The organism is Duganella flavida, from assembly GCF_009857445.1.
Lineage (GTDB): Bacteria > Pseudomonadota > Gammaproteobacteria > Burkholderiales > Burkholderiaceae_D > Rugamonas > Rugamonas flavida.
This window is the reverse complement of sequence record NZ_WWCN01000004.1, coordinates 1-12,094: the sequence shown is the minus strand read 5'-3', so window position 1 is coordinate 12,094 and position 12,094 is coordinate 1. Positions and strand designations below refer to the sequence as shown.

The window sequence follows — 12,094 nt, the reverse complement described above, 5'->3', positions numbered from 1 at the left end:
TCTTATGAACAATATCGGGCGCAAGAATAGCACAAGTGCAATAGCTATGGGATACGTTTAAGATCGTCCAGGGTGAACCATAATTCCTTGCGATTCAGCGGCGTTTGCGGCGACAGCAAGGGGTTGGGCAGGCTAATCAGCACGCGCTTGTCGAGCCGGGATTCGCGGATACGGGCGCCATAGTGGAGGTAGAACAGTTTTTCAAAGCTGCCATCGGCCAGCGCCGCCTCCAGGCCGCGCCGGATTTCCTCGGCCAGCGCGCTATTGCTGCGGTTGACGAAGAAATAGTCGGCGGTCGGATAACGCACCACCACATAGGGATCGACCACCAGCTCGGGGTGGCGCGCTACCTCGGCCCAGATCTCATTGACCGAGCGCGGCGCCCAGTCGAAGCGGTTGGCGCCCAGCATGCCGAACAGGGTGTTATAGACCGTAATCGCCTGCACCGGCACCCCGCTGTGGCGCAGGATTTGCAAATCCGGCCAGTCATAGCCTTGCCCGGCGTTGAAACGCTTGAGATCGTCCAGCCCGTGTACCGTTTGCAACAGCTCCTTGTGGTCGGCGCGCAGCAGGCCGATGCGCCAGCCGATCAGGCCGCGCGTCATGGGGATGCGCACCGGCAGCAGCTTGGCCTCGCGCTCGGCCGAGGTCATGGTGCCGACCACGTCGATGTGGCCGTTGGGCGACTGCAAATCGGCCAGCGCCCGGTTTTGCTGCATGCGCGCCGGCGACAGTTCGGCGCGGTAGTTGCCGCCGGCCTTGGCCAGCGCCAGCTGCAGCAAGGCGATGCCGTACTCGCCGTGCTCGCCGCCGTCGCCGTCCACGCGCGGGTAGACCACCACGGTCGGCTCAGCCGCCGCTGCCAGGCTCCAGCACAAACAACAGATCAGTAAACAGAAACGCATGGCCAGTCACTTCCACATTGGAATCCAGTTTCATGCTACGCCTGCCCCACGATCTTATCAAGCTGCCAAGTGAAATTGCAACAGTTGACGTCACGGTGTACACTGGAGTCTTCTTGCCGAAGGGAAATTATATGGCCATCGCCGCACTCAGCTCTGGTGTCACCGGTCTCAACGCTGCCGAACGCGCGTTGGGTAACAGTGCGCACGCGATTGCCAACATCGGCACCCAGGGTTTTCAGCCGACGCAGGCGGTGTTCCAGGAGAGCGCCCCGGCCGGCACCGGCGTATCGATTTCCATGCGCGGGCAAGAACTGTTGCAGGTGGATGCGCCCAGCGCCACCAACCTCGCGACCGAAACCACCAACTCGCTGGTCTACAAAGCGCAGTTCGACCTGTCGGCCAAGGTGATCCAGGCCGCCGACCAAAATATCGGCACCCTCATTAATATCAAGGCTTGAACACCGCTGCACTGCTGGCCGGCCTGCCGGCACGGATTTCCGACATTCCCCGCCGCTGGGCCGAGCGCACCCCGCATGCTCACGCGCTGCACGACGGCCAGCGCCACTGGACATATGCCGAACTGGCGGACGCCGTCACGCAAGCCGCCGCGCAACTGCGCCGCTGGCAGTTGCGGCCCGGCGACCGGCTGGCCGTAATCGGCGAAAACTGCGTGTCACAAGTCGTGCTCAGTTTTGCCGCCGCCGAACTGGATGCATGGCTGGTGCACATCAATGGCCGCCTGTCAGCGCGCGAGGTGGACGTGATCCTGCGCCACAGCGGCGCGCGGCTTGCCATCTACCTGCCCTCGCCCGCCTCGCCGGAAACCTCGGCCCATGCCGAACACCATGCGGCCGTGACCGAGCACACGCCGCTCGGGCCATGGATGGTGAGCGCGCTCAATCCCCACTGCACGCCGGAGCCGGTGCATGCCGCCGGCGAGGAGCAAATAGCGGCGCTGATCTACACCACCGGCACCACCGGCAATCCCAAAGGCGTGATGCTTACGCACCGCAACCTGCTGTTCATCGCCGCCGTATCGAGCACGCTGCGCGGCCTGACGCCATCCGACCGCGCGTACGGCGTGCTGCCGATGACACACGTCTACGGCCTGACATCGGTGATGCTGGGGACTCTGTATGCGGGCGCTTGCCTGTACCTGTGCCCGCGCTTCACGCCGGAAGCGCTGCTCAACGCTTTGCGCGACGACCGCCTGACCATCGTGCAAGGCGTGCCGGCCATGTATGCGCGTTTGCTCGCGCATCTGGGCGGCGTGCAGAAAAAGATGGAGACGCACCTGCGCTTTGCCTACGCCGGCGGCTCGCCGCTGATGCCGACCTTGAAAGCGCAAGTGGAACAGCTGCTTGGCGTGCCGCTGCATAACGGCTATGGCCTGACCGAGACCGCGCCCACCGTCAGCCAGACGCGCCTCGACCAGCCGCGCAGCGATACCTCGGTCGGCCAAGCGATTCCCGGCATCGACATCCGCGTTGAAGTTGGCGCGGACGGCGGCGACACCGGCGAACTGTGGGTGCGCGGTCCCAACGTGATGCGCGGCTACTATCAGGAGCCAGCATTGACGGCCGCCGTGCTGCGCGAAGACGGCTGGCTCAATACCGGCGACATCGTGCGCCAGGATGCCGACGGCGCCCTGTTCATCGCCGGCCGCACCAAGGAGTTGATCATCCACTCAGGCTTCAACGTCTATCCGTTGGAGGTGGAGACGGTGCTGAATGCGCATCCGGCCGTCACGCAGTCCGCCGTGATAGGCCGCGCGGCCAGCGACGGCGACGAGGACGTGGTGGCCTTCGTGGAACCCGATCCACGCCACACCATCACCAGCGAAGAGCTGTCGCACTATCTCGCGCAGCAGCTGGCGCCCTACAAACGCCCATCGCAGATCATCCTGATGGCCGCCCTACCCGCAGCGGCCACCGGCAAGATCCTCAAGCACCGCCTACGCTAGTCTTCGCGCTCGCCGGCGGCGCCCGTGCATCCGATCTGGACGCAAATCAGTTTTACTGCAATACTCAGCACCACGCCGATCACGCCTATGAATGCCAACATGGCAGGCTCCGTAAATGAAGAAGGGACGCTTCACTTTAACGGCCAGCCCGGATTTGATCCAATAGCAAAAACGGCAGCCATCTATCTCGAAACGGCATAACGGTGATTTCGCTTAAACAGTTCAGGTATTTTATTGAGATCGTGGAGGCCGGCAGCTATTCGCGCGCGGCCGAGAAGTTATACATCGCGCAGTCGGCGCTGAGCCGGCAAATCAAGGAGCTGGAGGACGAGCTGCAAACGCCGCTGCTGGTGCGCGACGCGCGCCAGTTCGAGCTGACGCCGGCCGGCCAGCTATTCTTCGAACGCGGCAAGCGCATTCTCGAAGAAATCGACGACACGCTGCTGCAAGCGCGCCATGTGGGACAAGGCGCGCAAGGTTTGATCCGCTTGCAGCATTCCAGTTCGGTGATCCTGACGCCGCGCATCACCGCCGCACTGACGCAAGCGCTGGACGCGCATCCCGGTGTAACGCTGGACGTGTCCATGCTGCCATCGGAAAATCAAACCATGGAAATCGAAGAAGGCCGCGCCGATATCGGCCTGCTGCGCCTGCCCACTTTGCGCCGCCATCCGCACATCCAGGTGCGCGAGATCGGCAGCGAGCGGCTGATGGTGGCGGTGTCGCAGCACTCGCCGCTGGCGGCGCGCAAGAATGTCGACCTGTCCGAGTTGAGCGAGCACGCCTTCATCTCGATTCCGCACAAGGACCGTGGTGGCCTGAGCTACCTGGTGGCCAATCTCTGCCTTGAGCAAGGCTTCTTCCCGAAGCCGGCGCGCGCCCTGTCGCGCAAATCCTCGCAGCTGAATCTGATCGAGGCCGGACTCGGCATCGCCATCGTCCCCGAATGCATGCGCCTGACCGCACCGGGCGGCGTGCGTTTCGTCAGGCTATCACACGGCCAGCTGCACACCACCGTCGGCCTGGCTACCCGCCGCGACGCCGATCCGCTCGTCACCGCCTTTGCCGACACGCTGTCCGCACAACTTGAACCGGGCGACTGCTGACTTCGACGTGTGGCACACTAGGCGCATCGGAGACTAACAGGAAACAGTATGAGCGCCGGCCCCGACGACCACGACCGCGATCCGCCGCAAGATCCATCGCAATCCCAACAACAGCGCCGCGCCAGCGACCAGAGCGAGCGCCGCCATCACGAGCGCAAGACCCGCCACGCTGACGCCACGCCGCGCTACCTCGATCCCGGCGACACGGTGTTCAGCCTGTGGGGCCGGGTCATCATGGCGCGCTACCGTCGTTTGGCGGCGGCGGCCACGCGCCACATCATCCAGCGGCCGCTGCACATCGGCGTGTCAGCCCGCATCTACCATCCCGAGCCCGGTGCCACTGGCCTGCGCAGCAAGAACCTGCAATATCTGGAAGAGTCAATCGCGCAATGGGTGATGTCACGCGACGTTCTGGTGTTCATGATCCCGACCGTGAACACGGAGGGCTTGCTGCATCCCTCCAACATCCGCTTGCGCGACTACGCCAAGCATCTGGACGGACTGGTGCTGCAAGGCGGCGCCGACGTCTCGCCGCAAAGCTATTCCGAAACGGCGACCCGGCCCGAATGGGGCGGCGACCGCGCTCGCGATATGTACGAGCTGGAGCTGCTGCATGAATTTGTCGAAGCGGGCAAGCCGGTGCTGGGTATTTGCCGTGGCTGCCAGCTGATCAACGTGGCTTTCGGCGGCACGCTGTACCAGGATATCGCCACCGATATGCCGGACTCGCTGGCCCATGTCAACGATGCGTACGACCGCAATCGCCATGAAGTCAGCTTTCCTGTGGGCTCTTCGCTGGCGCGTCTGTTCAAGGGCCGCAGTAGCGGGCTGGTGAACTCTATCCACCACCAGGCGGTGAAGACGCTGGGGCGCGATATGTCGGTCGAAGCCCTGTCCGTCCCGGACAATGTGGTGGAAGCGATCCGCTACCGCAAGGCGCCGTTCGTGATGGGCCTGCAATGGCATCCGGAATTCCACCGCGCCGGCGGCGTCGAGCTGCTCGATTGCACGGCCATCCTCGACAACTTCCTGCGCGTGGCGCGGGAGACACGCTTCTAGCCTCTCAAATGATGCTATTAAAAAATGTGTTTTGATTTTATGTTATCGCCGGGTGTAGACTGGCGGTCTTCGTAAAGCCGGATCGATTTTCATGAAATGCCCGCGTAGCACTGCCCTGATAACAGCAAGCTTGCTGCTCGCTCCACTGGCTGGCCAGGCGGAGGACACCATCCATGTCGCCTACTCCGAACGTCCGCCCTACCTGATCCAGCAAGCTGATGGTGTACCCGCCGGCCTGACCGGTGCACCGACTGCGGCCGCCTTCAAAGCCGCCGGCATCCCGGTGCAATGGCACTTGGTGCCGACCAACCGCCAACTGGCGATGGTGAAAGATCCACATGGACTGAACTGCACCATCGGCTGGTTCGCAGTGCCGGAGCGGATGGCGTACGCCAAATACACCAAGGCCATCTACCGCGACAAGGGCTGGATGCTGCTGGCTAACGTGGCCTTTGCCGAGCGTGGCATCACCACCATGCAGGAACTGGCGTCGCAGCGCGATATCCGCGTGCTGATCAAGGATAATTTCTCATACGGTGGGCTGGACAAATTCATCCAGAAATGGCACCCGGTGGTGGCCGTGTCCACCGCCTCCACCTTGAAAATGGTGCAGTCGGTGGCCAAGGGTTCAGTGGACCTGATGTTTGTGTCGGAAGATGAAGGCGCCTACATCCTCAAGAACGAGGCTGGCGATAGCGCCGCCAACCTGCGCCTGTTGTCGCTGAAGGACATGCCGCGCGGCGGCGACCGCCACATCATGTGCAGCAAGTCGGTGCCGGATGAGGTGATCAACCGCTTGAACAAGGCGATCACCTTCAAATAATCAACCGCCGCGGAAACGCTGGATCGCCGCGTCAACCACACCTTCCACACTGCCGCTGCTGTCGAACTGCTGGCGCAGATAGTGCGCGTCGCTGCCTTCATGCGTTACCTGCACCAAGTGCTGCAAGCCCGCCGTGCCACCCAGCGCCGCCGCATGTGGCTCCATCTTGCGCAGCGTGGTCAGGATGTCTTCGCGCAGCGACAGGTTCTCGTAGGTTTTTGGATGGACGATGGCGCCATCGAGGCCGAAGCGGCAAGCCTGGAAACGGTTGTAGTTGTAGACCAGGTAATCGTCTTCCGCCGGCGGCTCCTCGCGCCGCTCCAGCAGGTAGCGGCACAGCGCCTGCAGGTACACGGCCAACGCCGCAGCGCGTTCCACCGTCAGCGGCGTGTCGCACACACGCAGCTCGATGGTGCCGAATTCCGGCTTGGGACGGATGTCCCAGTAGAAGTCCTTCATGCTCTTGATGACGCCCGTGTGCTCCATCTTGGCGAAGTATTCGTGTTCGAAGGTGGACCAGCTTTGCGTGAACGGCGCGCGGCCGCTCATCGGGAAAGCGAATACGGAATTCAGACGCGCGGAGTTGAACAGCGTGTCATTCCCCTGCACATACGGTGACGACGACGACAGCGCGATAAAGTGCGGCACGTAGCGGCTCAATGAATGCAGCAAGAACAGCGCATCGTCGCCCGACGCGCAGCCAATGTGCACGTGCTGGCCGAAGATGGTGAACTGCTTGGCCAGATAGCCATACAGCTCCGACACTTCCTTGAAGCGCGGCTTCGAAAAAATGCGGCGCTCCGACCATTTCTGGAACGGGTGCGTGCCGCCGCCGCAAATGCCGATGTTGAGCTGCTCGCCCGCCTGCACCAGCGTGTCGCGAATGACCTGCAGCTGCGCCACCAGTTCGCTGTGATTGGTGTGCACGTCGCTGTTAATCTCGATCATGCTCTCAGTGATCTCCGGCGTGACGTTGCCGGGGAAAGGCTTGCGGCTCAACAGGTGCAGCAAGTCCGGGCTGGATGCGGTCAGGTCGAAATCCGACAAGCTAACCAACTGCAGCTCCAGTTCCACGCCCATGGTCAGCGGTTGCGACGATTTGAATTCTTCCAATGCCATTATCGTTCCTCCTTCGGCGTTTCATTCGCCCAGTGCAGCGCGCGCTGCGTGATGACGGGGCCGAGCACCTCCAGCAGCAGCGTCATTGCCGCCAGCGCGGCCAGTTCGTCCACCAGCACGATGCCCATGTATTTAGTCTGCTCCAGCAGCAGCGTGACAAACACCGACATCGGCGACAGCGCGATACCGGTCAACAGTCCCTTGCGCCACGTAATGCCGCTCACGCGCGAGAACGCGGCGACGCTGAACGCCTTGACCGCAAAGCGCGCCAGCAGCAGCACCGCGCCCAGCGCAGCGCCATCGACCACGCGCTCCCATTCCAGCGTGGAGACGGCAAACACGAACAGCAGCACGGTCAGCAGCTCGCCGATGCCGCCGAAGTTACGCTCGGTGCGGCTGAAGGCCACGCGCTTGTGACGCGCCGTAAGGCCAAAGGTCAGCGTGGCCAGCACCGGTGACACGTCAAACGCACGCGATGCCGCCACCAGCAGGATCACGCCAAGCGCAAACGCAATCGTGCCATCCTGCGCCAGCGCGCCGAGGCGGCGCAGCACCAGCGGCACGATAAAGCCCATCAGCGCGCCCATCGCGGCCGACAGCAGCAGCTCGATGCCGCTGTGCGAAATCGCCTGCGTCAAACTGCCCGAGGTCTGGAACACCCAGAAGCCCACCACCACCTTGAACACGAACAGCGCGATCACGCTGTTGATGGCGACCAGGTGCAGCACACGCTCAGTCACCTGGCCCGAACTATCTTCTTCATTAATCACGCGCAGCACACCGGCCGGCGAAGTGGACATGGCCAGCGAGGCCAGTAACAGAGAGGTCAACGGCGGCATGCCGCTCAGATGCGCGATCAGGTAGACCACGCCAAACGTGGCGGCCGATTCCACCAAACCACTGACCGCAATCCAGGGATTAATCCGCAGCCAGTGCAGATTGATGCGGTAGCCAAATTCAAACAGGATCAGGCCGAAGGCCATGTTTGCAAGCAGGGTCACATTGCTATTAGCGCCGCTGCTGAGGGCTTCCGGAAAAGCCTGTGCCAATAAAAAACCAACCAAACCGTAAACACTGATGCGCGGCAGGCGCGTCCATCGATGCACGAATTCCCCCGACAGCCACGCCACGGCAATCGCCAGCGGCCAGCCCAGATCGGCCAAAATGACCTGAATATCCGGCATGTACTTCTCCTTTTTAAAGATACTTGTACAATTCTGGGCTATTACCAGCTTTTTCACTGTGCGCTGGGGAACATAAGGAAACAATATGCTGGAACTTGTCAGCGAACACGCTTGCTACGGCGGCGTGCAGCGCTTCTATCGTCATGACTCGCGCGAGATCGGCCTGCCGATGCGCTTCTCGGTTTTCATTCCGCCACAAGCGGAACAAGGCGCGGTGCCTGCGCTGTTTTACCTCGCGGGCCTGACCTGCACCGAAGAGACCTTCATGATCAAGGCCGGCGCGCAGCGCGTGGCGGCGGAACTGGGTTTGATGCTGATCGCGCCCGACACGTCACCGCGCGGTGCTGGCGTGGAAGGCGAAAACGATAGCTGGGATTTCGGCGTCGGCGCCGGCTTCTATCTGGATGCGACGCAGCCTGCGTGGGCCAAGCACTATCGCATGTACAGCTACATTCACGAACTGCACGAACTGGCGGCGCAAGAACTGCCGGTGGACGCCGCACGCATCGGCATCTTCGGCCACTCGATGGGCGGACATGGCGCGCTGACGATGGCGCTGAAACGTCCGGACCTCTTCCGTTCAGTGTCGGCGTTTGCGCCGATTGCCGCGCCATCGAAATGCCCGTGGGGCGTGAAGGCGTTCAACGGTTATCTGGGCGAGGACAAGGCCGAGTGGGCGCAGTACGACGCTAGCATGCTGATGGCGCAATCGAAGACGCCCTTCCCGGCCGGCATCCTGATCGATCAAGGTTTAGGCGACAAATTCCTGCAAGAGCAGTTGTACCCGCAGGCGTTTGAAGCCGCGTGCATGACCGCAGCGCAGCCGCTGACATTGCGTCGGCATGAGCGCTACGATCACGGCTACTACTTCATCTCAACCTTTGTGGAAGACCATTTGCGCTTCCACGCGAAGAACCTGGCTACAGCTTAATTTCCGTACCCAGTTTTTGCAGGAACTGCGCAATCCAAGCCGGATGCGCAGGCCATGCCGGCGCGGTGACGAAGATGCCATCGGTGACCGCTTGGTCGACCGGAATGTCGGCGTAAATGGCGCCGGCCAGCTTGACCTCCGGCGAGCAAGCCGGGTACGCAGAGATGGTCTTGCCTTTTATGACTTCGGCCGCAGCTAGCAACTGCGCGCCGTGGCAAATCGCGGCGATCGGCTTGTTGGCGGCGGCGAACTGCTGCACCAGCTCAATCACGCGCGGATTCAAACGCAGGTACTCCGGCGCGCGGCCGCCGGCAATGGCCAGCGCATCGTATTTGCTCACATCGGAGTCGGCAAAATTGGCATTGAGCGTAAAACGGTGGCCGGGCTTTTCGGTGTAGGTCTGGTCGCCTTCGAAATCGTGGATGGCGGTATTAATGGTGTCACCGGCCTTCTTGTCCGGGCACACCGCGTGCACGATGTGGCCAACCGCTTGCAGCGCCTGGAACGGCACCATCGTTTCGTAATCTTCCGCAAAGTCGCCCGTCAAAAACAGTATCTTTTTCGCTGCCACGGTAGATCCTTTCCTGAAAGTTAAAAGGGCCGCAATGTTCCCATTGTGGCCACACTATACTAACCTCTTTACACTCCTCTTGCTCACCTAGGCGCGGCGACAACCAAGCACTGCGGCCTGAGTGGAAATTGGTGAACTTTGCCAACGCGCAAACTGCTATGCTGAAAGCCAATTAATCAAGGTCGGAATAACCTTGGGGCCGCTTCCGGCCACAAGCGGAAGTTGGGCCCAGAAAGGCCTTATGATGACGGCTTAGTTCTGAATGCGTTAGTTGTTTTTGCACTTTATTGTTTATTTATCCCCTTAATTAGGTAATTCAATAACAACAATTAATTTATAAAATTACAAGAAAAATTGGATTTAATGTTTTATCAGTATTCTATGTTCAATGAAGTGTTTCACTATATATCTCGCACCAAAAATTTGAAATAATTCTGAAAATTTTTCATGGAAAGAAAATGAGAAAAGCATTTATCGGTCTTTCTACACCTATTGGTTTTGATTATCAAAATCACGCCACCCAGGCCAAAGCAGATACATACAGCTCACCCAATCCGGTCCTTGATTCGCCATTTGGATTATTGCTGTTATTTGATGAGTTGGTGTTTTTGTCACGGAGTTTGTGTCCCGAAAACATGCGTGCACTTCCGTACGTTTCATTTCTCGACGAGGGAAGTATTTTTCCAAAGGTGACGGAAGAAGAGGTCAATGAAGTCTGGAAGACCGCGTGGAATGCCCCAGACAAGCCCATTGAACAAGGATTGTCGTTTCAGGAGTCCTTGGAAAACGCAGGAGCCATTAACGGAATGGGCATTGACAATCATTCCCATGGCCTAAGTATTGGCCCATTTCAACGTCAAGCAAACGCTGATCCTTACAACTTGGCAATCGATGCATACATATGCAAGAGGCTAAACGATCCATCTATTGAATTGGTAACAAATTCGCGCCTTGAGCCATTTCTGGAGCCGGATTCTAATACAGCCAGTCAATCACTACTTACACAATTACTAGTACTCGAAAATATTCCTAACTATCTAACTCCTCAAGGCCCCTATCACCCAGTTATTGAAGAAGTGAGAGCTAACCGATATCTAGCTGAATTTAGAAAATGGGTAACTCAACAGCAGGGGATGGCGTCACCTAATGAAGTGAAGGAGGTGAAGGCTGAGGTAGAAAACGCGCTCCAAGATGCTCAGGAAAAGTTATTTCTCAAGCACTGCGATCAAAGTCGTCATTATCGGTCGGTCGGAAAAGCGATGTTGGGCGACGCTATTGGTATACTATTCCCGGCCACTGGTACAGTGACTGCGTTAATCGAAGCAGGGGCTGATGCAGTCAATCCTCAAGCCATGCGATGGCAGGGGTTTCTGGTAGGGGCTCGGAGAAATACTCGTGCATCTCTTGTAAGCAAGGCATAACGCGGCAGTTGAGCGGGCCTCCGCAAAAAAACCGTGTCGGCCCCTAACTTCTTCGTTGAGTTCTTTCTATGCTTCGTCCCAGTACACGCTTTGGGGCGGCTTCAGCCGAGGGTGAGAATCTGGGATTTTATATTTTAGCAAGCTGCTTTTCCGAGCTTTTGGCTGAGTTCGGCCACAAGCGGACCTTTGGTAGGGTACTTCGGCAGAATGTTTGTTCATACTTAATCGGTCGCCAATTAGGATGTCGTTCGCTCTGTGGAAGGCTCCAACCAAATATGTGAAAGTTAAAATGACAAAAAAATTTGGTTTAAGTCGGCAACTTCTCACATGTGTATTGTTCTGCACACTCGCCGTCACAATCACTCTCATCTTTAAACGCCCGCCATACATTTCTACGCTTCTCGCCGGCCCCTCACTCTTCCTCCAAGCCATTTTAGGGTTTGTATTGGGAGCATTGTACTGGGCGGCATCCGCCATAGGGTTCAAATACATGGTCAAGCATAAAGCGACACAGAGCACCGTCGAGAGCTATGCGCGTTTAGACCTACGAGGCTGGAATCCTTTATGGATTGCACTTGCCGCTGGTATTGGCGAGGAGTTGTTATTCCGTGGAGCTCTACAGCCCTTGATTGGAGTGTGGGCAACTTCAGCTCTTTTCGTGCTGGCTCATACCCGTGCCTATCGATTCAATATTTTAAATGCACGAGTGCTCTTTCAAGCCCTTGGAATTTTTTCTGTCAGCGTAGTTTTGGGTTTCCTCGCACTCTACGTCGGCCTACTTACGGCTGTTATCGTTCATGTGAGCATGGACATCGTCGGTCTGTGCATCGTTCGTCGTGTAACAATTCCGCTCGTTTCCAGCGGTGGTAAAGCAATGTCGGCTTAGGGGGTGTCCCTATGTACTTCGTCAAGCAGTTGCGAGAGGTGCAGGGCAATAAAGTGTCCCGTCTCGCATCATGGCGTACATCACGTCGCAGCGCCGCCTTGCGAGAGCGATCAGTGCTTGGTTGTG

The 12,094-nt window shown here is 59.0% G+C and carries 12 protein-coding genes; 8 read left to right on the top strand and 4 right to left on the bottom strand.

Annotated elements, in window-relative coordinates:
* Window positions 1–44: 44 nt before the first annotated feature.
* Window positions 45–905, bottom strand: a complete 861-nt coding sequence (locus tag GTP46_RS06890; RefSeq protein ID WP_161005891.1) for a type 2 periplasmic-binding domain-containing protein — start codon at window positions 903–905, stop codon at window positions 45–47.
* 131 nt (window positions 906–1,036) lie between these two features.
* Here GTP46_RS06890 and GTP46_RS06885 point away from each other — a divergent pair, with 131 nt between their 5' ends.
* The 5 genes from GTP46_RS06885 to GTP46_RS06865 all read left to right on the top strand — a co-directional run bounded on the left by GTP46_RS06885 (window position 1,037) and on the right by GTP46_RS06865 (window position 5,856).
* Window positions 1,037–1,363, top strand: coding sequence for a flagellar basal body rod C-terminal domain-containing protein (locus GTP46_RS06885; RefSeq protein ID WP_161005890.1), 327 nt, complete (start codon window positions 1,037–1,039; stop codon window positions 1,361–1,363).
* Window positions 1,360–2,868, top strand: coding sequence for a class I adenylate-forming enzyme family protein (locus tag GTP46_RS06880; RefSeq protein ID WP_161005889.1), 1,509 nt, complete (start codon window positions 1,360–1,362; stop codon window positions 2,866–2,868). Before GTP46_RS06885 ends, GTP46_RS06880 begins: the two co-directional genes overlap by 4 nt.
* Before the next feature lie 203 nt (window positions 2,869–3,071).
* Window positions 3,072–3,974 (top strand): LysR family transcriptional regulator, encoded by a 903-nt coding sequence (locus GTP46_RS06875; RefSeq protein ID WP_161005888.1) that lies wholly within the window; start codon window positions 3,072–3,074, stop codon window positions 3,972–3,974.
* Between the two features lie 48 nt (window positions 3,975–4,022).
* Window positions 4,023–5,033, top strand: coding sequence for a gamma-glutamyl-gamma-aminobutyrate hydrolase family protein (locus GTP46_RS06870; protein ID WP_161005887.1), 1,011 nt, complete (start codon window positions 4,023–4,025; stop codon window positions 5,031–5,033).
* A gap of 91 nt (window positions 5,034–5,124) precedes the next feature.
* Window positions 5,125–5,856, top strand: coding sequence for a hypothetical protein (locus GTP46_RS06865; protein WP_161005886.1), 732 nt, complete (start codon window positions 5,125–5,127; stop codon window positions 5,854–5,856).
* Here GTP46_RS06865 and GTP46_RS06860 read toward each other — a convergent pair whose 3' ends face one another.
* Window positions 5,857–6,975 carry a YbdK family carboxylate-amine ligase gene (locus GTP46_RS06860; protein ID WP_161005885.1) on the bottom strand — a complete coding sequence of 373 codons (1,119 nt, stop codon included), beginning with the start codon at window positions 6,973–6,975 and terminating at the stop codon, window positions 5,857–5,859.
* Window positions 6,975–8,159, bottom strand: coding sequence for a cation:proton antiporter (locus GTP46_RS06855; RefSeq protein ID WP_161005884.1), 1,185 nt, complete (start codon window positions 8,157–8,159; stop codon window positions 6,975–6,977). Before GTP46_RS06855 ends, GTP46_RS06860 begins: the two co-directional genes overlap by 1 nt.
* Window positions 8,160–8,244: 85 nt before the next feature.
* On the opposite strand from GTP46_RS06855, the gene fghA reads away from it, so the two are divergent.
* A complete protein-coding gene (gene fghA, locus GTP46_RS06850) occupies window positions 8,245–9,090 on the top strand; it encodes an S-formylglutathione hydrolase (RefSeq protein WP_161005883.1) in 846 nt (281 codons plus the stop codon).
* On the opposite strand, the gene GTP46_RS06845 is transcribed toward fghA, so the two are convergent.
* Entirely contained in the window at window positions 9,080–9,661 is a 582-nt protein-coding gene (locus GTP46_RS06845) for a DJ-1/PfpI family protein (protein WP_161005882.1), read from the bottom strand. The genes fghA and GTP46_RS06845 overlap by 11 nt on opposite strands.
* 458 nt (window positions 9,662–10,119) lie before the next feature.
* On the opposite strand from GTP46_RS06845, the gene GTP46_RS06840 reads away from it, so the two are divergent.
* Window positions 10,120–11,082: a hypothetical protein gene (locus GTP46_RS06840; protein ID WP_161005881.1), complete on the top strand. Its 963-nt coding sequence runs from the start codon at window positions 10,120–10,122 to the stop codon at window positions 11,080–11,082.
* Between the two features lie 289 nt (window positions 11,083–11,371).
* Window positions 11,372–11,968, top strand: a complete 597-nt coding sequence (locus GTP46_RS06835; protein WP_161005880.1) for a CPBP family intramembrane glutamic endopeptidase — start codon at window positions 11,372–11,374, stop codon at window positions 11,966–11,968.
* Window positions 11,969–12,094 lie beyond the last annotated feature (126 nt).